At 43.8% G+C, this 22679-nt stretch carries 20 protein-coding genes; 11 read left to right on the forward strand and 9 right to left on the reverse strand.

Annotated features, from left to right (window positions below; all coding sequences use genetic code 11):
• Nucleotides 1-12: 12 nt before the first annotated feature.
• The 3 genes from E0H88_RS02000 to E0H88_RS02010 all read right to left on the reverse strand — a co-directional run bounded on the left by E0H88_RS02000 (nt 13) and on the right by E0H88_RS02010 (nt 2700).
• On the reverse strand, nt 13-1041 hold the full coding sequence (locus E0H88_RS02000) for a DUF4062 domain-containing protein (protein WP_131272931.1): 1029 nt from the start codon (nt 1039-1041) through the stop codon (nt 13-15).
• 126 nt (nt 1042-1167) lie between these two features.
• A complete protein-coding gene (gene murI, locus E0H88_RS02005; RefSeq protein WP_131272932.1) occupies nt 1168-2040 on the reverse strand; it encodes a glutamate racemase in 873 nt (290 codons plus the stop codon).
• Between the two features lie 48 nt (nt 2041-2088).
• Nucleotides 2089-2700: a DUF1285 domain-containing protein gene (locus E0H88_RS02010; protein WP_092819131.1), complete on the reverse strand. Its 612-nt coding sequence runs from the start codon at nt 2698-2700 to the stop codon at nt 2089-2091.
• Nucleotides 2701-2884: 184 nt separating this feature from the next.
• Between E0H88_RS02010 and E0H88_RS02015 the strand changes: the two genes are divergently transcribed.
• Complete coding sequence (locus E0H88_RS02015) at nt 2885-4597, forward strand: electron transfer flavoprotein-ubiquinone oxidoreductase (protein ID WP_092819132.1); 1713 nt, start codon at nt 2885-2887, stop codon at nt 4595-4597.
• 144 nt (nt 4598-4741) lie between these two features.
• On the opposite strand, the gene tusA is transcribed toward E0H88_RS02015, so the two are convergent.
• A complete protein-coding gene (tusA, locus tag E0H88_RS02020) occupies nt 4742-4999 on the reverse strand; it encodes a sulfurtransferase TusA (RefSeq protein ID WP_092819133.1) in 258 nt (85 codons plus the stop codon).
• Between the two features lie 200 nt (nt 5000-5199).
• On the opposite strand from tusA, the gene E0H88_RS02025 reads away from it, so the two are divergent.
• Entirely contained in the window at nt 5200-6039 is an 840-nt protein-coding gene (locus tag E0H88_RS02025) for a CorC family transporter (protein WP_092819134.1), read from the forward strand.
• Complete coding sequence (gene lnt / locus E0H88_RS02030; protein ID WP_131272933.1) at nt 6036-7595, forward strand: apolipoprotein N-acyltransferase; 1560 nt, start codon at nt 6036-6038, stop codon at nt 7593-7595. The genes E0H88_RS02025 and lnt overlap by 4 nt, the downstream gene beginning before the upstream one ends.
• Nucleotides 7596-7796: 201 nt before the next feature.
• Here lnt and E0H88_RS02035 read toward each other — a convergent pair whose 3' ends face one another.
• The 3 genes from E0H88_RS02035 to gspF all read right to left on the reverse strand — a co-directional run bounded on the left by E0H88_RS02035 (nt 7797) and on the right by gspF (nt 10196).
• Complete coding sequence (locus tag E0H88_RS02035) at nt 7797-8132, reverse strand: hypothetical protein (protein ID WP_131272934.1); 336 nt, start codon at nt 8130-8132, stop codon at nt 7797-7799.
• 282 nt (nt 8133-8414) lie between these two features.
• Entirely contained in the window at nt 8415-8918 is a 504-nt protein-coding gene (gspG, locus tag E0H88_RS02040; protein ID WP_131272935.1) for a type II secretion system major pseudopilin GspG, read from the reverse strand.
• Nucleotides 8919-8990: 72 nt separating this feature from the next.
• Nucleotides 8991-10196, reverse strand: a complete 1206-nt coding sequence (gene gspF / locus E0H88_RS02045) for a type II secretion system inner membrane protein GspF (protein WP_131272936.1) — start codon at nt 10194-10196, stop codon at nt 8991-8993.
• A gap of 152 nt (nt 10197-10348) precedes the next feature.
• Between gspF and E0H88_RS02050 the strand changes: the two genes are divergently transcribed.
• The 8 genes from E0H88_RS02050 (at nt 10349) to E0H88_RS02085 (ending at nt 18792) form a co-directional block, all read left to right on the forward strand.
• Nucleotides 10349-12571, forward strand: coding sequence for a primosomal protein N' (locus E0H88_RS02050; protein ID WP_131272937.1), 2223 nt, complete (start codon nt 10349-10351; stop codon nt 12569-12571).
• A 59-nt stretch (nt 12572-12630) separates the two neighbouring features.
• Nucleotides 12631-14472 carry a monovalent cation:proton antiporter-2 (CPA2) family protein gene (locus E0H88_RS02055; protein WP_131272938.1) on the forward strand — a complete coding sequence of 614 codons (1842 nt, stop codon included), beginning with the start codon at nt 12631-12633 and terminating at the stop codon, nt 14470-14472.
• Between the two features lie 50 nt (nt 14473-14522).
• Nucleotides 14523-15398, forward strand: coding sequence for an Hsp33 family molecular chaperone HslO (hslO, locus tag E0H88_RS02060; protein WP_131272939.1), 876 nt, complete (start codon nt 14523-14525; stop codon nt 15396-15398).
• Nucleotides 15399-15645: 247 nt separating this feature from the next.
• Nucleotides 15646-16086, forward strand: coding sequence for a DUF2147 domain-containing protein (locus E0H88_RS02065; RefSeq protein WP_228143247.1), 441 nt, complete (start codon nt 15646-15648; stop codon nt 16084-16086).
• Nucleotides 16087-16517: 431 nt separating this feature from the next.
• Nucleotides 16518-16985 (forward strand): DUF2147 domain-containing protein, encoded by a 468-nt coding sequence (locus tag E0H88_RS02070; protein ID WP_131272940.1) that lies wholly within the window; start codon nt 16518-16520, stop codon nt 16983-16985.
• Nucleotides 16986-17126: 141 nt separating this feature from the next.
• Nucleotides 17127-18092 carry a DnaJ C-terminal domain-containing protein gene (locus tag E0H88_RS02075; protein WP_131272941.1) on the forward strand — a complete coding sequence of 322 codons (966 nt, stop codon included), beginning with the start codon at nt 17127-17129 and terminating at the stop codon, nt 18090-18092.
• A 10-nt stretch (nt 18093-18102) separates the two neighbouring features.
• A complete protein-coding gene (locus E0H88_RS02080; protein ID WP_092819145.1) occupies nt 18103-18441 on the forward strand; it encodes a chaperone modulator CbpM in 339 nt (112 codons plus the stop codon).
• A gap of 93 nt (nt 18442-18534) precedes the next feature.
• Nucleotides 18535-18792: an HP1242/YdcH family protein gene (locus E0H88_RS02085; protein WP_092819146.1), complete on the forward strand. Its 258-nt coding sequence runs from the start codon at nt 18535-18537 to the stop codon at nt 18790-18792.
• A gap of 109 nt (nt 18793-18901) precedes the next feature.
• Here the strand turns inward: E0H88_RS02085 and E0H88_RS02090 are convergent, their stop codons facing one another.
• Both E0H88_RS02090 and pnp read right to left on the reverse strand, forming a co-directional pair.
• Nucleotides 18902-20137: a magnesium transporter CorA family protein gene (locus tag E0H88_RS02090; RefSeq protein ID WP_092819147.1), complete on the reverse strand. Its 1236-nt coding sequence runs from the start codon at nt 20135-20137 to the stop codon at nt 18902-18904.
• A 249-nt stretch (nt 20138-20386) separates the two neighbouring features.
• Nucleotides 20387-22474, reverse strand: coding sequence for a polyribonucleotide nucleotidyltransferase (gene pnp, locus E0H88_RS02095; protein ID WP_171458658.1), 2088 nt, complete (start codon nt 22472-22474; stop codon nt 20387-20389).
• Between the last annotated feature and the right edge of the window lie 205 nt (nt 22475-22679).

A 22679-nucleotide genomic window follows, 5' to 3' on the forward strand; every position in this document is an offset into this window, starting at 1 on the left:
TCTCTATATGGATTAAAACGCAGATTTAAATTGAAAAACACGATCATTATCCAGCAAATTACTTTCAAGTAGCTTTTGTCCCTTGAGGGTCAGCTGCCAGAGCATTCGTTGACGGTCATCCCGGCCTGACGGCACAATCCAGTCATTTTGGCGCATTTGCAGCTTAATATTGTGTAAGGCACGAATATTAATTTGTGCACGGGCAACAGCATGGGCACGTGGCATTTCCATCCTGGCATCTGCCAGACCCGTCTCATTCAAATAATCATTGATGCATTTGGAAAAATATTCTTCTGGTGTTGGATTGACAAACATGCTGCCCAAAATAGACAGGAGCTGAGCCCAGGTAAGTTTCTTCTGAATTTTCAGTTCTTTAAAATTACCATCTTGGTAAGCATGCATACGATATTCAAATGAAAACAGTTCATTCATGGAAACTTTAGGTAAAGACAGGAACGGGTCTACTTCCCGTTTTCCGACTTCGGTTTCCAGCTGTTCAATTTTGGCTTTCAGTTGATCAATTTGATCATGCAAAGCCTGGGTGTTTTGCGGTCGAACCCATCCCGATACCGGATAGCGCTCCAACATTTGTGGCATGTTAAAACGTACGGCCATTTCCAGATCACGCAGGCTACGGTAAGTAAAAATCTGATCCACTTCTTGTTGTAATAATTTGCGGAATTCTAAAAATTTTTCGCGCAATTCAGGTTTTTGATCATGTAAAGACTCATCACGTGATGCAGGGTCTTCATGCATAAAGACAATAATCGGTTTCTGTTTGGTGACGGCATAAATATATTCCAGATGCATATAACCCACACCTGACACAGACTGTTCACCATACTGACTGCCTACCAGCAGGACCACATAGTCGCAATCATCAATCTGACGACGTGCAAATGCAGTGCTTAATGGCGTTCGCTGTTCTAATCCCCAAGAAAAGAAACCCATGCCCACTAAAGTTTGAGCCAAAACGATGCGTTCCGGCTGCATTTCACTGCCAGAAGTAGAAATAAAAACCTGATAACGCTTATCGAGCATTGGTTATCCTCTTCCAATTGCTTATTACATCCTGACTGATACATCCTGAGCAGTCCGGATATAATTCAGCGACCCCAATATAAAAATTTTTTAATATATTTCAAAAGACTAGCCGCATTTGTTTATTTATTCAACACCAATATTATGAATATCCCAAGTCAAATCTTCTTGAATCAGGTACTGCAGCACAGTTTTTAAATTTTCTGCATTATTGCCACTCACATAGCACTCGATGCGTAAGCCATTATTTTGTTCTTGCTCAAATAACAATTGATTTTTGATCAAAATACGGGCTGTTTGTCGCGCAACTGCCAGTCCAGAGTCAATTAATGTCAGTTTCTGACCAAATATAGACTGAATTGCAGATTTTAGGAAGGGATAATGTGTGCAACCTAAAACTAAATAATCGGCTCCCTGATCAACCACAGGTTGCAAAATTGCTTTTAAGGTCGCTAAACATGCCTCACTCATCTGTGCACCACTTTCCACAAAAGGCACCAAATCCAGACAGGTGACAGGAATAACCTGCACATTGGAGGGAATTGCAAAACGCTGGATCACGTCTTTAATCAGCTGACCACGAAAGGTTGCAGGCGTGGCAAGCACAGCCACGGTTTTGGATTTAGTTTGCAAAACGGCCGGTTTTAGTGCCGGTACCAGACCGATAATCGGAAAATTTTCTCCATAATAATCACGTAAATAATCCAGACTGAATGCAGACGCGGTATTGCATGCAACAACTGCGACTTTACACCCCTTCCGATACAACCACTCAATGGCATGCGCTGTAAGTTCACGAATTTCCTGATCTTTTCGTGGGCCATACGGTACATGTGCAGTATCGGCATAATAAACAATACGTTCTTTGGGTAAATGTCTGGCAATTTCTAGTGCGACAGACAAACCACCTATTCCAGAATCAAAAATCCCGATGGGTGCATCAGCGTGTGCCTTAGGCATTGGATCGATTAAAGGATAAACAGGATGAATGGCTGTCATCGTTTCACTTTCAGCAGTTCAAGAAATCGGAAGATCAAAGCTTAAACCTCAGGTGCCCAATTGCAAGTAAAAATCGCCACTTTGTAAGCTTAAAATGGTTTCATTTTTGTCATTTTCAAGCAGCTGTCCCATTTCAATTAAATGAAAAAAAGCAGAACGTTGAATTAATGCATTGATGCCAAAACGCACGTGTACATAAGGACGCAATTCACTTTCATATTCACGCATAAAAATCGGATGCTGCTGATCCACAATCACAATATCCTGGGTGGTCGTGGTGAATTGGATATAAGTCTTTCCATCAATCTCGACCTGATCCACCTGATTGACAAATAAAGGCTCATCTTCTACTTCAATTTCAATCTGCTCAACCGGGGTCTTTAAGTAGAATTTGCCCTGTTCTTTCCAGAGCACGGTTGAGAACAGGTCAATCAGGGCTTGTCGTTTAATCAATTGACCTTCGTGCCACCATTCTCCATTGGCTTTTACCTTTAAATCCATTGTCCCACAATGCTTTGGGTTGAATTGATCCAATGGGGGTATTGACCTTTTGTGACCGGCCTGTGCATCTTTTAAGTATTGTGCAATGCCTTTTAAATTTTTATCATCGGGAATAGCTACTTTTTTCGTCGGATTTGGTGAATTATTTTGATTAATCATGACTAAAGACCCTGCTGACGGAAAAATAATATGATTCAGCCAATTGGCTAGATCGAGGTTTAAAACTATACTAGCCCACAATATAAAAGGCACGATATTAAAATTGTGTCTGGGCACACAGAATACTCATGGCAGCACCGGAATAATGACGGTTGCCACCTTCTAATCATATGAGGAATCCTACATGGAACACATCGAACGTGAATCGATGGAGTTTGACGTCGTCATCGTAGGTGCAGGACCGGCCGGTCTTTCTGCAGCGATCAAGATCCGTCAACTTGCAATTGAAAACAACCTGAACGATCTGTCGGTTTGTGTGGTGGAAAAAGGCTCTGAAGTCGGTGCGCATATCCTGTCCGGTGCAGTACTGGAACCACGTGCCATGAATGAGCTATTCCCGAACTGGAAGGAAGAAGGTGCCCCTTTAAATGTACCGGTAACCGAAGACAAAACCTATTTCCTGCTCTCGGATGAAAAATCACAGGAAGCCCCACACTGGATGGTGCCTAAAACCATGCACAACGACGGCAACTATGTCATCTCGCTTGGCAACGTGGTGCGCTGGTTGGGCCAAAAAGCGGAAGAGCTGGAAGTGTCGATCTTCCCGGGCTTTGCCGCATCGGAAATTCTCTATCATGCAGATGGTTCGGTAAAAGGCATCCAGACCGGTGACATGGGCATTGGCAAGGATGGCGAACCGACACATAACTTCACTCCAGGCTATGAACTGCATGCCAAATACACCCTGTTTGCTGAAGGCTGCCGTGGCCACCTCGGCAAGCGTTTAATTGCCAAATACAACCTCGATAAAGATTCAGATCCGCAGCACTACGGGATCGGCATTAAGGAACTGTGGGAAATCGACCCGGCGAAACACAAGCCAGGTCTGGTGATGCACGGTGCCGGCTGGCCGTTAAACGAAACCGGTTCGTCAGGCGGCTGGTGGCTGTACCACGCTGAAAACAATCAGGTGACTTTGGGCATGATCGTCGATCTGTCCTATACCAACCCACACATGTATCCGTTTATGGAAATGCAGCGCTGGAAAACCCATCCTTTAATCAAGCAGTATCTGGAAGGCGGCAAGCGCATTTCTTATGGTGCGCGTGCCGTGACCAAAGGCGGCTTTAACTCGCTGCCGAAATTCACCTTCCCGGGTGGTAGCCTGATTGGTGATGATGCCGGCTTCCTGAACTTTGCCAAAATCAAGGGTTCGCATACCGCGATGAAATCCGGCATGCTCTGCGGTGAAGCGGTATTTGAAGCGATTGCTGCAGGCGTGGCCAAAGGCGGTGACCTGGCGGTTGCGCGTGTTACGGAAGGCGAAGACCTGTTTGCCAAAGAACTGACTGCTTACACCGACAAGTTTAACAACAGCTGGCTGAAAGAAGAGCTATACAACTCGCGTAACTTTGGTCCAGCCATGCACAAGTTTGGCCAGTGGCTCGGTGGTGCATTTAACTTTATCGACCAGAACGTGTTTAAGGTGCCGTTTACCCTGCACGACCTGGTGACGGATTTCGGTGCACTGAAAACCGTGGATGCGGTGAACTTCAAGCCGAACTATCCAAAACCGGATGGCAAGCTGACCTTTGACCGTTTGTCTTCGGTGTTTGTATCCAACACGGTACATGAAGAAAACCAGCCAGCACACTTGAAGCTGACCGATGCCTCGATTCCGGTGAACGTCAACCTGCCAAAATGGGATGAACCGGCACAGCGCTACTGCCCGGCGGGGGTATACGAAATCATGGAAAATGATGACGGTTCGAAACGCTTCCAGATCAATGCAGCCAACTGTGTACACTGCAAGACCTGTGACATCAAGGATCCTTCACAGAACATCACCTGGGTAACGCCGGAAGGCGGTGGTGGTCCAAACTACCCGAATATGTAATGAGTCTCAGTTGAGATATAAAATAAACCCGCTAAAAAGCGGGTTTATTTTTAGAGATTAAAACACCTTAAAATTTAAGTCGTAAGTGATGAATCAATCTTTCAATCACACATCTCTAATCACGTATTTTAAATAAAAAAATCATTAACCCTTCTTCACCAGATAATGGAACTCTTTATTGCCGTTTTCATCTAAACATTCTTCCTGCAATAACAGCTCATGTCCCAAATGCATGCAGAATTTCGGAATATCCCAAGAGGTTGAATTATCTGTTGCAAATACTTCCACCACATCGCCAGACTTGGATTTACGAATCGCCTGATGCAGCATCATCACCGGTTCAGGGCAACGTAATCCACGGGTATTTAATTGAATGCTTGGAATGACAGAGGGTTCAGACATCAGAAAACTCAGGTTTAAAATCTGCGGTTATTTTAGCATAAACATAAAGGTCCGGTGATATGCTGCAAAATGAAGGAGATAGCTTGGTTTTCTGACCTAATTAACTCTGATTTAGATGAAGATTAGCGATAGACAACTGTATTTTCTACGGTATGATTAAAATTACATTTTTTAGATATTAAGCGTCTTTAGGAAAGATCATGCACGAGGAATCAGGCCCGTCGTGGGGCATGCGCGGCTTACGCAAATGGCTGAGTACAGCACCCGAAACTCGCGACGAACTGTTAAAATTAGTACAAGATTCACGTCGTTTTTTAGAACCCGATACTGTTGCCATGCTTGAAGGCGTGCTTGACCTTCCGGCAACCAAGATTCGTGAGGTCATGACCCCACGAACCGCCATGATCAGCTTGCAAGAAGATGATCAGCTGCTCGATATTCTGCATGTCCTGGTAGAATCTGCACATTCACGTTTTCCTGTTTTTTCATCTGATCAACCGGATAATGTGGTCGGCATTTTATTGGCCAAAGACCTGTTGCCTTTCCTGACCGAACCTACCTCCAAAGTAGATATTCGCGCCTTAATGCGCCAACCGCTGTTTGTGCCGGAAAGTGCCCGTTCCGATCAGGTCATGCGGATGTTGAAAAACACCCAGACCCATATTGCAGTGGTGATTGATGAATATGGCACGACTTCAGGTTTGGTCACCTTAGAAGACATTCTGGAAGAAATTGTCGGTGAAATTGAAGATGAACACGACAAGGTCGATGAAGAAGCCCAGTACATTATTCCCGATAACGATCCACACACGGCGAATACCTGGCTGGTTCAGGCACTTACACCAATTGAACACTTTAACAATGTTTTAGATGCTGATTTTTCCGATGATGAAGTAGAAACTGTCGGCGGTTTATTGCTTCAAGAAATGGGTCTAGTCAGCGATTTACAAGGTCAAGTGATTGAACTTGAAAATTGGGAATTTACCATTTTAGAAGCAGATGCACGTACTATTCATCTGATTCGAGCTGTCCGTAAATGAGAACTTACTTTGATAAGCTGTTAAATTCATCTCAACAACACAAGCAGCTCCCTTTTATTTATCCCTTTTTAATTTCGCTTTTTTCAGGTGCCGTGTTCAGTTTTGCACTGGCACCTTATTATTACTGGTGGCTGGCCATATTGTCGCCAGCTTTGCTCTATGCTTCGCTGCGTAAACGCTCTGCTCCACAGGCTTTTTTCATTGGCTGGGCTTATGGCTTTGGCTTGTGGTTTGTCGGGGCCTTCTGGCTGTATACCTCAATCCATGTTTATGGGGATACCAGTGCTTTCTTAAGCGTACTGATGATTGCCTTCATGGCCTTGGTGATGGGGCTATTTACCGCACTGCAAACCTGGATCTATCGGCGCTTTTTCCCAGAAACACCCCTGACTTTTGCACCTCTCTGGATATTCTTCGAGTGGGCCAAAACCTGGGTATTTACCGGTTTCCCCTGGCTATTTGTCGGTTATGCCTTTACCGAACGTTTCCTGGATAGCTATGCGCCCTTATTCGGTATTTTCGGTGTATCGTTTGTGGTGATTATACTGGCCTGTGCGCTGGTGGAAATTCTGAATAAGCGAGTGTTCTGGATCATCCCCTCAGCCATCTTGCTGCTGGGTGCCTGGGGAGCTTCTTATCTTCAATTTGTTGAAAAAAAAGCTGAAAAATCGCTTTCCGTTTCCCTGATTCAGGGCAATATTCCGCAAGACCTGAAATGGCTGACCGAATACCAGATCAAAACCCTGATGATCTATGCCAATCTAAGCCGGACCGAATGGGGACGGGATCTGATCGTCTGGCCGGAATCTTCCATTCCAATGTTCCAGACGGATATTGAACCGTTTTTAGATGCCATGAAAGTTCAGGCCAATAAAACCGGAACAGCATGGGTGACGGGTATCCCCTACTGGGATTTGAAAGAATCACAAATTGAACAACACCCGATGTACTACAACAGCATTATGGCAAGCGGTGATGAATCGAACGGTCTGTATAAAAAACAGCGTCTGGTTCCTTTTGGCGAATATGTGCCTTTATCTGGCTGGCTCAGCTGGGTACTGCCTGCATTGCAAAATGATCCGTCCATGAGCGGTTTTTCTCGCGGAGCGCACGACCAGAAACCGTTAAATGTGAAAAATCATGCACTGGGTGCGGCGATTTGCTATGAAGTGGCTTATCCCAACCTGACCCGTCGCAATGCCAGTCAAAGCGATTACCTGGTGACGGTGTCTAATGATGCCTGGTTTACCGGTACGGCCGGACCTTGGCAGCACTTGCAGATGGTACAGATGCGTGCCAAAGAAAATGGACGCTGGTTTATTCGTGCCACCAATACCGGGGTGACGGCCTTTATCGATCATCACGGACATATTGTCAAACAGGCACCGACCGACCAAACTGCAATTCTTCGTGGTGAACTGCCTGCGATGCAGGGGGAAACCCTGTATATGCGCTTCAGTGATTGGCCAGTATTGATTGTGTCATTCTTGCTATTACTGCTGGGTTGGCGCTTCCGCCCACGTAAGGTGGATGTTTCGTTTAAATCACGGCGTTGAAATTCCATCTGAGCTCCCTTCTTCAAGGGAGAAACAGTCCCCCTTTCGAAAAGGTGAGCAGTACACTGCGCAAGGAGGGGGATTAAGTATTTTCACAAGCCACCACAAATCCCGCCCAACCTCCCTTTTCCAAAGGGAGGAGCCTTTTAAAAGTAATTAAAAAAACCGAGATATTTATCTCGGTTTTTTATGCACTGGATTTTATAATTGTGTGACGAGATAAGAAATCATGCTTGCTAAAAGCAACATGGGAATGTAACGATAAATGCTCACTATACTTTGTTCTAAAACTGAAGACTGTTCTTGTTTTAATTTTAATACAGTCGCTTTTAATGCAGACCAAAAGCACAGTACAAACAGGGCACTGAATAAACTGATGGCAAAAAATCCGACCATAATCTGGCTACTGCCTTCCGTCGCATTCCATAAGTTTAAAATGCCTTGACTGATGGGAAGTAAGCTCAAAATTAAAAGAACAGACTTGAGCATTGCCCAATGAAATTGGTTAATTTCATCCGATATTATAAATGCTTTCATTCCATTCTCCTTGGCTAAAAAATGCCTTTAAGAATATTATGCTCAGTTTTAATTAAATAAAAAGACTATATATCTGGATACTTTACAATTATTGTAATCAACAAATATGGGAATCATTCTTATTATAAATCTTAAATCATGATTATTATATAATTTCTTTTAAATTCAATATTTTAATATATATTTTATAATTAAGATTTATTATCACTTCATCCTTTATTGAATAACCAGATGAAGTGAAGTGATATATTTTATACCCTTAAAATAATTAAGGATTTTTAATTAAGGCTGATAATAAATATCGGCATCGGTATCTTCACCGCCTTCTTTACCGTCGGCACCAAAAGAATATAAATCGAATGCCCGACCTTCAGCACCGGGAATCACATATTGAATATCATTGTCCCAGCTGTCTTTCGGATAACCACCTTTGACATAACCGCCCTGCATCCAGTTTTTAGCCGAAGCCGGCTGATTTACCAAGGCATCTAAACCGCCATCTTGCATGGACGGATATTTCCCATTATCCAGTTTGTATTGGTCTAAAGCCCCGGCAACGCCTTTCAAGGTAATGGAAGTGGTATCAACCTTGGCTTTTTCACCGCGCCCCATCACATTAGGCACAATCAGTGCAGCCAATACACCTAAAATTACAATCACCACCATCACTTCAATGAGGGTAAAGCCTGAGGCACGATTCACTCGAGTGCCACTCGAGTGTGCCGCAAGTCCGAAAGCTGTGCTTGAGGAGGAGATTTCATTCACAACCGGTTCAGTCTTTTTCATTCAATTTCTCTCATTCATCTTTAGAAAGTTTGATTCACTTTCGATTTTTCGTAGAATTTACTCTATTTCTGTTTAAATCATATTATTCATATTCACAATTGGCAGCATCACTGCAATCACGATCACCAGCACAATACTTGCCATCAAGACCAGCATCAAAGGCTCAAGCAATGCCAGCAAAGTAGAAATCAGTGTAGTCACTTCCCGATCCTGCATGGTCGATGCACGCTCTAACATACGATCCAGCTCGCCCGATGCTTCGCCACTTTTGATCATTTGTACCATCATCGGTGGGAAATAACCACTGCGTTCCAGTTGTGTCGCGAGGTTGCCCCCTTCGGTGACTCGCTCGGCGGCCAAATTGACCGAATCACGGATGACCCAGTTATTACTCACCGCGGCGCCAATTTTAAGTGCATCCACCAAAGGTACGCCAGACTGAGTCAAAATAGATAAGGTGCTGGCAAAACGTGCTGCATTTATACCACGTGATAATTTACCCAATAATGGCAGTTTGAGCGTTAAACGATCAAACGCATAATGCCCGGCGGATGTTCTTAAAAAACGAAGCAAAGTAATAAAACCCAGCACACTGGCGATCAGCAAAAACGGCCAGGCCACACGAATAAAGTCACTGGCTTTCATCAGCACGACCGTAATCCACGGTAATGCCTCCTTGCTCTGGTCAAAAGTCTTGACGATGTCAGGCACCACATACGTCATCAACCCCATCACAATGGCAAAGGACATCAGCATGAGAATAACCGGATAAATCATCGCACCCTGCACTTTTTTTTGCATGGCAAAGCGGTTTTCGGTGTAATCTGCGAGCTGATCCAGAATTAAATCGAGATGTCCTGAGCGCTCACCAGCGGCAATGGTCGCAATATAAAGCTCGGGCAAACGTCCGGATTGCTGTAAAGCATTGGCCAAAGAATGCCCCTCCAGTACTTTTGAACGCACGGACATCAACAGGTTTTGCACATGGGCTTTTTCATTTTGCTTGCCTACCGCCCGCAGCGCCTCTTCCAAAGGAATTCCGGCTGCCACCAGAACTGAAAGCTGACGGGTAAACAGGGCCAGATCATAGGCCGTGATTTTTTTCTGAAACCAGCGTTTTGAGTTATGCTTATCTTTTTGCTCCACAGGATCAACCGTCACAGGAATAAGCGCTTTGTCTCTGAGCTGTTGACGGATTTGACGTGCTGAATCACCCTCTAACACGCCTTTTTGCTGCTTCCCTGAAGCATCAATGGCAGTAAATTGATATGCAGGCATTGTGATGCTCTAATTTTCTAAAATTTGCTTCAGCGCGGTTGCGTCTGACCACCAAAATCATTCATATTCTTATACATAAATGATTTGCTCACTCTAACATAACTCTATCCTTAGCACGACGAAATTTGATCAGGACCATTTGACCTTTATTTATGCCAAATACACCATCGACTCCAGCCGACATTTATCGCATTCGTGTTGCCGTACCCGTACATCTCTATGACTGTTTTGACTACACCTTAACGGCTGAACAATACCGGCAAGCTGAAGTTGGGGCACGTGTGGCCGTGTCGTTTGGACGGCAAAATCTGGTGGGTATTATTGTTGAAAAATTAACGGCCGATACCCCGATTGATCCGCGTTTTAAGCTCAAAGCCATATCTGAACTGCTGGATGATCAAGCGCTGTTAGATCGAAAAATTTTAAGCTTGCTCACCTGGTCCGCACAATATTATCAATTTCCGGTTGGCGAAGTTTTTCAAAGCGCCCTGCCGACATTTTTACGTCAGGGCAAACCCTATAATTTATTGGCCCGAATGTGGAAAGTGCTGGATTTGCATGCCGAAGACAAGCTGACGCGCTCTGAAAAACAGCAACAAGCCTATAAAGTGCTGAAATTACATCCTCAAGGCACCACGGAAAATATTTTAAATTTAGCCGGAATTGAAACGGCGACCCTCAAAGCGCTGGAAAAAAAGGCGGTTGTGGAGTGTATTCTGGAACATCAGGATTTTAGTCCGCAGCCCGTCACCTTGGCACAAATGCCCTTAACCGCCAATGAAGATCAGAAAAAAGCCATTCAACAGGTGTTAAAAGCCCAGAAAAAATATCAGGCCTTTTTACTGGATGGTTTGACCGGAAGCGGTAAAACCGAAGTGTATTTGCAAATCATGCAAGAGGTGCTGAAACAGGGCAAACAGGTCCTGGTTTTAGTGCCTGAAATTGGCCTGACCCCGCAGACCATCAGCCGGTTCCAGTCACGTTTTCATGGCAACATTGTACTGCTGCATTCAGGACTGAATGATTCCAAGCGCCTGCAAGCCTGGCAGGCTGCACAAACCGGCAAGGCTTCGATTATTTTAGGGACCCGTTCAGCCATTTATACGCCGCTGCCAAATCTGGGCTTAATCATTCTCGATGAAGAACATGATCTGTCATTTAAACAGCAGGAAGGTTTTCGCTATCATGCCCGCGATGTCGCCATGTATCGGGCCCATCTTGAAAGCTGTCCAATTATCTTAGGTTCGGCGACCCCTAGCATAGACAGTTATGCGCTGGTTGAATCGGGGAAAATGACCCGTTTGCAGCTTAATCAGCGTGCCGGTGCTGCACTGATGCCGAAGATTCATTTGATTGACCTGAAAATTGCGCAAAAACAGCATGGCATTAGCCAAAACCTGATCGATGAAATTCAAAAACGTTTAGACAAAAAAGAACAGGTGCTGGTGTTTTTAAACCGACGCGGTTATGCACCGGTACTGATTTGTGAAAGCTGTGCCTGGCAGGCCAAATGTCCACATTGTGATGCCAATTTTACCGTGCATCGACAGCCCTATCAGCATCTGCATTGTCACCACTGCGGTACCATTCATCGTATGCCGGAACATTGCCCGCAATGCAATCACAGCGAATTAAAATCGATTGGCATGGGCACAGCCAAAGTGGAAGAACATCTGCAACAGCTTTTTCCCAATTTCGACGTGATTCGGGTCGACCGCGATTCCACCAGCCGGGTCGGCAGCTGGCAAAAAATTTATGACAAGATTCAGAAAAGTGAACCGGTGATCTTGCTCGGCACCCAGATGCTGGCCAAAGGACATCATTTTCCCTATGTCACTTTAGTGGCCATTTTAGATATTGATTCCGGCCTGCTCAGTGTCGATTTCCGTGCCACCGAACGCACGGCGCAACTGATCGTACAGGTTGCCGGGCGTGCCGGACGCGGTGAACGCAAAGGTGAAGTCTATTTGCAAACCCTGAGACCGGATCACCCCCTATTAAATACCTTAATTGACAAGGATTACCGGCATTTTGCCAGACAGACCTTAAAAGAACGTCAGGCTGCATTATTGCCCCCTTCTCGTTATGCCGCCTTAATTCGCTGTGAATCGAAAAGTCAGGAACAGAACCAGGAATTTTTACAGCAGCATGCCCAGGCTTTAAGACAGGTTTCGGAAAACCTGATTGATATCTGGGGGCCGATTCCTGCCCCGATGGAACGTAAGGCCGGACGTTATCAGGCACATATGGTGCTGTTGTCACAGGACCGGGCCCGATTACACTTTTATATCCGTGGCTGGTGGCAAAATATGTTGCATCAAAAGCCCTCAGCCATGAAACTTACCCTCGATATAGATCCTCAGGAATTAAGCTAAGTCCACGTTCATGCTTTGCTTAATTTTGTTGACATTAAAATAAAGTCCAGGATGAACCGATGTCGCTACTGTTACAAATTACGATTTTTCTGGGTGCTTCGCTACTTTTAGTGCCGCTCGCCAAGCGTTTTGGCATTGCCACGGTACTCGGCTATTTGTTTACAGGTATTCTGCTCGGTCCCAGCGTATTCAATATTGCCAGTGATCCGGAAGCGATTCAGGAACTGGCCGAATTTGGCGTGATTTTGCTGATGTTCATTATTGGTCTGGAGCTGCGTCCACAACGGCTGTGGGAAATGCGCAAATCCATTTTCCTGATGGGCAGCCTGCAAGTCGGGATTACCGGGGTGATTCTGGCCATATTGACTTTTTTTGTCTTAAACCAAAACCTTTCTGCCAGCTTTGTCATTGGTATGGCGCTGGCACTGTCCTCCACCGCCTTTGTGTTACAGCTGCTTTCAGAAAAGCAGCAGCTCAATACCACCTTCGGGCAACAATCTTTTTCAATTTTATTGTTCCAGGATATTGCGGCCATTCCGCTCTTGGCGATTATTCCCTTATTGGCAGGTACCGAATCAACCCATCATGGGGTGGCCTATTTTGCCGCAATTATTGCGACTTTTAGCGGCCTGTTCCTGTTTAGCCGCTACATGATGCGTCCTTTTTTTCGCTTTGTGGCCAAAAGTGGCGCGCATGAACTGATTACCGCCGTCGGTTTATTTATTGTGCTGGGCGTGGTGGCATTGATGGATGTGCTCGGTATCAGCACGACCCTCGGCGCTTTCTTAACCGGGGTGTTGCTGGCCGACTCTGAATTCCGACATGAGCTTGAAGCCAGTATTGCACCGTTTAAAGGGCTGCTGCTGGGCTTATTCTTCATGACGGTGGGCATGACCACCCAATTGTCACTGCTGGTGGATATGCCCTGGCTGATTATTGGCGGTGCACTCATTTTAATGCTGGTCAAAAGCGTGACCCTGACGACCATTGCCCGCTATTTAAACTATTCATGGCGCAACAGCTTGCTGCTTGCGACCTGTCTGGCTCAAGGCGGTGAATTTGCCTTTGTGGTGCTGAAAGTCGCAATGAGTGAAAAAGTACTCACTCAAGCCATGCTTGAACCTCTGACCTTGATTGTGACCCTTTCCATGGTACTCACCCCAATGTTGTACTGGATCATCAGCAGCTGGGTTATTCCTTTAATAGATAAAGAAAAAGCCCCGGTCTATGATGAAATTCCAGACATCCACAACCCGATGATCATTGCCGGCTTTGGCCGTTTCGGACAGATCATTGCCCGTATTGCCCATTTACAGCACCAGTCTTTTACCGCCATTGACAGTAACCTGGAAAAAGTCGATTTCGTACGCAACTATGGCGGCACGGTATACTATGGTGATGCCACACAACCCGATATTTTACGTTCCGCAGGCATTGAACACGCCAAAGTTTTTGTCCTGGCGATTGATGATATTGAAGACTCCATGAATGTGGCGCGCCATATTCGTTTAAACTATCCCAATCTGAAACTTTTGGTGCGCGCCCGAGACCGCCATCATGTGCATTTACTGCGGGATTTGGGGGTCGAACAGATCTGGCGTGAAACCTATCTGTCCTCGCTGGGCATGGCTTATCGTGCTTTACGTGAATTAGAGATCAGCGAAGAAGATGCGTATAAGAGTATTGAACTGTTCCGTGATTACGATGAGAAATTATTGCTTCAACAGCAACGGGTTTATACTGATGAACAGAAAATTTATGAAACCCATCGTAATGCACTGGCAGAACTGGAACATCTATTTGAAAGTGATGCACAAATTCGTCAAGAACCTACTGGCGTCAATTTACAACGCGGTCTAGAACATCAGCGTATTGATGTCACAAGAGATGATAGTAACTAGCTTGTGTTTTACAATATAGACACCATTAACACGGGCTATTGGAGAAATTTATGTCTGAATTACGTCAACGCTTTTATATTGAAAATTGCCCGATTCGTGGTGAAGTCGTCCATCTGGAAAGCGTTTTGCAAACAATTCTCGCGCAGCGTGATTATCCGCAAGCCATTCAAATTCTTTTGGGGGAAATGCTCAGCGCTACCGCCTTGTTAGCGAGCACCCTGAAAATTAAAGGCCGGATCAGCCTGCAAATTCAGGCAGCGGGCACCTTTAAATGGGCAATGGCGGAATGTAATCATTTAGGCCAGTTACGCGCATCAGCCGATTATGAAGAAGATCCACGCTTTTTCCAGGCGGAAAACAGCAGTACGGTGTTTAATGCCCTGGTCAATCCGGTACTGTTTATTAATATCGAGCCTGAATTCGGCGAACGCTATCAGGGTATTATTGCGCTTGAGCATGATACCTTGGCTGGCTGTCTAATGCAGTATTATGATTTATCAGCACAAATTCCAACAAAAATTGTGTTGGCGAGTACAGCTGAACGCTCTGGCGGTCTGCTGATTCAACTCTTGCCACGCAATAGTGAAGAAGAGCAGCAACGTGTGGATGAAGACCTTTGGCCACGCCTGACCATGCTGACTGAAACCTTAAAAGCGGAAGAACTCACAGATCTTGAACCGACTGAAATTCTTTACCGTTTGTATAATGAAGAAGATGTGCGTTTACCCGAAGCTGAACGATTAAGCTTTGGCTGTACCTGTTCTAAAGAACGCTGTGCCAATGCCCTGATTCAAATTGGTGTAGAGGCAGTTCGTGAAACTTTAGAGTTCCAGAATCCGATTACCATGGATTGCCAGTTCTGCAGCACCCGCTACACATTTACTGCCGAAGAAGCTTTTGGGTTATTTGGTAAACACCTCAGTTGATTTTATTCAAGTGAACAACATCAGGACAGCTATAATCGCTGTCCTTTTTTATCTTCGCAAAAAATTAAAAATAAAATCCATTATTTTCTTATCCTTTTTTACCTCATTTTTTTACACTTGTATTTTAAATATTTTAGCGTAAAATTTCATTTCAAAATAAAGCAAAACAATCTCAAATAATGCTTTATATTTAATGCATAAAAATAAATTAATAATTGGAAATATTGACCACATGAACACAAAAATAATGCTTAGTCTATTATTACTGCTGACCTGTCCTTTTATTCATGCAAAAGCCCTTGATTTAGTGGGTACATGGAAAGCGATTGATGATAAAACAGGATATGCTCGTGCTGACGTTCTGATCACCAAGAAAGAAAATGGAGGGTATCTGGGAACAATTATCCAGGTCCATGCCATTCCAAACCGTACCGCCATTGATCATTGTGAAAAATGCAAAGGTGCACTCAAAAATGCCCCTCTGATTGGCTTACCGATCTTGTCAGGATTTAGGCAAAATCCTAAAAAGACAGATGAATTTATTGATGGTCAGGTACTTGATCCCCTTTCAGGTCATGTCTATCAAGGTAAGGGACGTCTCAATACACGAGGCAATGTCCTGACCTTACGCGGCTTTATTGGAGCCAGTTTGCTCGGCCGGACCGTTTCCTGGATTAGAGTGGATTAACATGCTATTCATTCAGCACAAGTTTTTATCTCTGTCCTGTTAGAAACTTGTGCATCCTCCACATTTACAATCCCAAAATCCAGTGCAACATTCATCTCTATAGCCAATCCATAAATTATTCTTTTTTATTCACTTAGATATATCAAAAGATAAATTTCATGATTAAAACCTATAAAAATAATAATTTTTCCTCATGAAAAACCATATTCCGCATTCCGGTAAAATATTCATTGAATAAAATCTTAAATCTTTAATATCGAGTTCGGGTGTTTTTTAATCAAAAGGAAATTAAAAAATAAACCACACAACACTCCCCTTTGTTTATGTGACTTATTTAGCAATTTAATCATTTGATTTTATAGATACTTATCGCTATAAATTAGGCGTTTTACTCTAAAAATATAAAACATTCATTTCAACAGGGGGAATTAATGAAGAATGTATATAAAAGTGTTGTGACAGGACTACTATTAGCAACCCTATCTTCATTCAGTTTTGCAGCAAACGATAATGACCCTTTGGTCGGCAAATGGAAAACCATTGATGATCGTACTGGTTATTCACGTGCCGATGTAGAAATCAGTAAAAAACCGGATGGCACCTATGAAGGTATCATCGTCGAAACCCGGAGTGTGCCGGGTACAGAAAAGATGGTCATCTGTACAAACTGTCCGGGCAACTTAAAAAATAAACCATTTATTGGCTTACCTTTTATTTGGGGATTTAAACAAAATCCAGATAATCCACGTGAATTTAATAATGGTCGCGTACTTGACCCGATTGGCGGCAAAGTTTACAAAGGCAAGGCACGTTTAAGCAGCAATGGTAAGCGTTTAACCATTCGTGGTTTTGTCGGCGTATCGGTGATTGGTCGTAGTGTGACCTGGATTAAACATTGATCTTATTCATAATTTGCGAAGGTCCCTATTTAGGGGCCTTTTTTGTCATGATTTGAAACAATAAGGTACAGATCTATACTGTTTCAAATTTATGAAAGGCATAATAATGATTAAAACATAATCAATTTTATCTTCTTATTTATGTCTAAAAGTCATTACGAAGTTCTTGGCATTAGTCGCAATGCCACACAGGATCAAATAAAGAAAGCTTACCGGAAACTGGCCCGAAAATACCATCCTGATGTTAGCAAAGAGAGTGATGCTGAAGAAAAGATGCAAAGCATTAATGTTGCCTATGACACCTTAAGCAACGAAGAAAAAAAAGCCGAATATGATTTTCAGCTGGATCATCCTGAAGCTTTTTATCAATCCGGGGCACAGACAGGAACCGGTGGTTTTGACAATACCCAGTTCTATCGGCAGGGCTTTAATCAGCAACATTCCGGTTTTAGTGGCTTTGAAGATCTGTTTGGACGTTTTGGTTCGGGTTTTGGTGGTAGTAACTATCAATACCAGAACCAGCAAAGACAGCAACAGCGCAGTTATCAAGGCGAAGATCAGCATGCCAGTATAGAAATTGATCCTGAAATTGCTTATCACGGTACAACCCAACGGATTACCTTGCAGATTCCCACTTTAAATGCTTATGGAGAACCTGAAGTTCAACGCAAGACCTTACAGGTGAAAATCCCCAAAGGCATGAAAGAAGGTCAACACATTCGTCTGAATGGCCAAGGTCAGAGTGGCATTAATGGCGGCAAAAATGGGGATTTGTACATTGAAATTCACTATAAGGATACTGCCCAGATTCGGGTTGAAGGGGCCGATATTTATTACAGCGTGAATATTTCCCCTTGGGAAGCTGCACTAGGGCAAAGCATTGAAATCTCTACGCCCGAAGGTAAAAAAATTCAGGTAAATGTGCCTAAAAATGCCAAAACCGGTCAACAGTTAAGGCTTAAGGACCAAGGAATTCCAAGCAAAGTCCCGGGTCATCTTTACCTGGTTTTAAATATTGTGTATCCAACTGCGCAAACTGAACATGAACAGCAGGCTTATCAAGCTTTTTCCGAAGCTTTTGCAACATTTAAGCCGCGCAATGATTAAGGAGAACATCATGACGACTATTCATTATCGTGAAATTATATCTGATGAGTTTAATCCTGCAGATGTCATTGATGAACATTACAGTTTTGATTTAAAGCATTTTGCTGATGCGTGCGGGCAAAGTCCGGAATGGGTTTTACAACTCCTTGAATACGATATTCTGGACACGCGTCCAGAAGAAAGAATTCATCAATTTTTTGGTGATGATGTTTCGCGTGCACGTCGGGCCTACCGTTTGCAGCGCGACTTCGATGCCAGCTTTTCTGCGGTGGCAATGATGCTCGATTTGATTGATGAAGTGCAACAATTACGTAAACAGGTCAAGCACTTAAATGTAAAAGGCAATTAAGGCTACTTTGCTGTCTCCACCGTACCTTTTATAGATCAGGTATGTGGTGGTTATTTTATTCTGAAATTCAACGCTGGAGAATAATCTAGGCTTATGAAAACCAAAGAATGCAATAAGAAAGTGAAGAGAATGTTTCCTGAACATCAGGAATTGATCCATAAACTACGGCATGATGATCCTCATTTCGCAAAAATATTTGAGAGTCATCAGGAACTTGATAAGGAGATCGCCCAGCTGGAGCTTAATCCGGTGAATTTAATTAATGATGATATTGATTCATTAAAGCGCAAGAAACTTAAAATGAAAGATGAAATTTATAAAATTCTGTCCCAGAATGCTCAAGCAGGGTAATCTTGTCGCAAACAGCCAATGGCCAAGACCATTCTGGATTTAATTGAGCTGTACTGATGGCACAGCAAACACAGTAAGTCTGGATAAAAATATGATAAAAACTGACCTACTATTTAAACTTGGTCAGTTTTTCCACTTCTTTCATGGTTTCTTTGACCGATTGCTTAATCGGCTGATAGTTTAAAAACCAGAACAGGTTCACGTGTTGATCCTGATGCTGTTGGGCCAGTAAATCGATGACGCTCTTTTCCCCACGCCCCACTAGATGGCGACGATAAAAATAATAAACCAGCAGTAATGTAGTAAGCAGCATCACAATCAGCATGCTCCAGAACCCGGTTGGAGATTTTAAGCCTGGAATAAACTCAAAATTCATTCCATACACCCCAGTCAATAAAGTTAGAGGGGCAAATATCGCGGTAATAATGGCCAGAATACGCATATTTTCATTGGTCTGGTTGGCAATTGCAGAGAAATGCAAATCGATGGCTGCCTGAATGGAAGCACGCAGTCGAACTGTATGCTTTTGAATTCGTTCGACATGGCTAACTAAATCATTCATCCGTACCAGCATAATGTCTTGCCGTTCAGATTTTTTCTTGCCTTTTAAATGGGGGTAATTATCGACAATTTCATCGCGTAGCTCTTGTAAGGTATCAATCTGTTCTTCGCAGAGATTTTCTACTTGCTGAAAAGACATGCTTTCCTGTAATAACTGATCCCATTTGGTAAATCTGCGATGGCCCTGCAGTAATTCTTGCTGCCAGAACTCTACACGTCGGGTCAAAGGTACACGCAAATCTAAATAGCCATCTACAATGCTATTCAGCAAGCGTAAAGCCAAATCTAAAGGTGTAGTAGAAACTTTACGTGATTTGTTTTGCTCCTGCACAGAACGGGTAAAATTCATTTCTATCCGTGAGATATAATTCTCAACTGCCCTGTTGCCTTGTTCACGTACCGTAATCAGCACTTGAGGCGTCATGATAAAACTCACCGGTGTGGTGGCTAGACCAAACATCTTTTCATGCTGTTCCAGCGCTTGTGCTCCGGTTTTTATATCGTCATCCGGAGTGATCAGTTTACGGAAAATCAGCAGGTCATAATCTTCCAGAGTATCGAAGCTGCAGGGATGCTCCAGATTTAAAATATCTTTCACATGAAATTCATTTAATATCAGCTGAGTATATTGATAGATTTCTTTTTGCCACTCATCCGCACGATTCACCACATCTTCCCGGGTGCAATCAATCCACAGGAAGACCGGTTCAGCAGTAGCATTTTGGTCTTTTTGTACAAAAATATGCTGTTCGGTGGGATGTTGGTAGAAATAATAAACCTGCATATCAACAATTCTCTAGGGTGCTTTCTTATTGTCTAATTGATGGAAATTTCAATAATTCAATCTGCAATAAAATTATCAGCGGTGCGAAAGCGTTAAGCAATAACATACAATTGAATTGGCATCTTTGAAATCAAATTTTATGACTGCCCACAAAAAAGCCCTGAGCCAACCAAAGGAATTCCTTTGGCGCAGCTCAAGGCTTTTCATCATTTTGATTCACATGAGCTTAGTCATGTGAAATTCAAACACTTATGCTTGTTCGATGTCTTTCATGGTTAACTTGATACGACCACGGTTGTCGACATCAGCAACTTGAACCTTGATTTCCTGACCTTCAGACAATACGTCTGAAACATTGGCAATGCGTTCGTTCGAGATTTGAGAGATGTGAAGCAAACCGTCAGTACCCGGAAGAATGTTCACAAACGCACCGAATTCAACGATACGGATCACTTTACCGGTATAGATTGTACCTGGTTCGATTTCAGCAGTAAGCGCCTGGATTTTTGCAACCGCAGCCATCGCAGCAGCTTTAGTTTCACCAAATACGCGAACTGTACCGTTGTCTTCAATGTCGATTGCCGCTTTGGTTTCTTCAGTGATTTGACGAATCGTCGCGCCACCTTTACCAATCACGTCACGGATCTTGTCAGGGTTAATGCTGATCACCTGGAACGTAGGCGCGTGCATCGAAATTTCAGGACGGGCACGTGAAATCACCTGGTTCATCGCATTCAGGATATGCATACGACCTGCATATGCCTGGTTTAATGCAACTTCCATGATCTCTTCAGTGATACCTTCAATCTTGATATCCATTTGAAGTGCAGTAATACCGTTTGCAGAACCTGCAACTTTAAAGTCCATGTCGCCAAGGTGGTCTTCATCACCCAGAATGTCAGAAAGCACTGCGAAACGCTCGCCTTCTTTGACTAGACCCATTGCAATACCGGCAACTGGTGCTTTAAGTGGAACACCTGCATCCATCAGTGATAAAGAAGCACCACATACAGAAGCCATTGAAGATGAACCGTTCGATTCTGTAATGTCAGATACAATACGGATCACGTACGGGAAGCGGTCAGCTGCAGGAAGAACCGCTTGAACACCACGACGCGCCAGACGACCGTGACCAATTTCACGACGTTTAGGACCAGATTCACGACCTGTTTCACCTACAGAGTATGCAGGGAAGTTGTAGTGCAACATGAAGTTGTCAGTTTTTGTACCCGCTAATGTATCTACCATTAACGCATCACGTGTATTACCCAAAGTCGTTGTGACCAAGGCCTGAGTTTCACCACGTGTGAACAATGCAGAACCGTGTGCACGATCTAGAACGCCAACCTGTACGTCAAGGGCACGAACGGTTTTGGTATCACGACCGTCAATACGTGGCTTACCAGACAAGATGTTGTCACGTACGGTACGGTATTTAAGATCTTCAAACAATTCGTTCAAGTCATCTGCAATACCGGTTTCGTCATTTTCTGGAACGAACTGGGCAACTGCTTCAGCTTGTAATGCATCCAATGCTGCATAACGGTCTTGTTTAATTGCAATCGTATACGCTTCAGAAATTTTTGCTTCGAACGCTTCTTTCAGTTTCGCGCGAAGGTCTTCGTTTTTAGCAGGAGCAGTCCAAGTCGATTCTGTTGCACCCGCAGCCGCAGCAAATTCTTTAATAGCTTGAATCGCAATTTGCATTTCGTCATGACCAAAAAGCACAGCGCCCAACATCTGGTCTTCTGAAAGTTCTTTCGCTTCAGATTCAACCATCAATACTGCAGATTCTGTACCCGCAACCACCAGGTCAAGGTCAGATTCTTTTAGCTGTTCATTGTTCGGGTTAAGAACGTATTCACCGTTGATTAAACCAACGCGCGCACCACCGATTGGACCACGGAAAGGCGTACCTGCAATTGCAAGCGCAGCAGAAGTACCCAGCATTGCAGCGATGTCAGCTTCCATTGTCTTGTCAGAAGATACAACGGTCGCAGTGACCTGAATTTCGTTGTAGTAACCTTCTGGGAACAATGGACGGATTGGACGGTCGATCAGGCGTGAAATTAAAGTTTCAGATTCAGACGCACGGCCTTCACGTTTACCGTAACCACCCGGTATACGACCAGCAGCATATTGTTTTTCTTGATAGTTAACAGTCAGTGGGAAGAAGTCCTGACCTGCTTTAGCAGTCGGTTGAGCAACCACGGCAACCAGTACGGTTACACCGCCCATAGTAATCAGAACGGTGTTGGCTTGACGCGCAACACGACCTGTTTCCAGTACAACTTGATGTTGACCAAATTGAAATTCTTTACGAACAATATTAAACATTGACATGTATTTTTCTTTCCTAGTTCTTTTGAACAGTTATTCTAGTGGAGACCCCTAAGGTTTGGCATTCACATCGACTGCATAAATGACAAAGCTTAGAAGCCGACCTCACTAGACTATAAAAATGTATGAATACACTATTTTTAAACACAAAGAAGGAGCGAAACAATCGCCCCTTCCCCATTACCTAACCAAAGCCAGGTAT

It is taken from the genome of Acinetobacter sp. ANC 4216 (assembly GCF_004331195.1).
Classification (GTDB): domain Bacteria; phylum Pseudomonadota; class Gammaproteobacteria; order Pseudomonadales; family Moraxellaceae; genus Acinetobacter; species Acinetobacter kookii.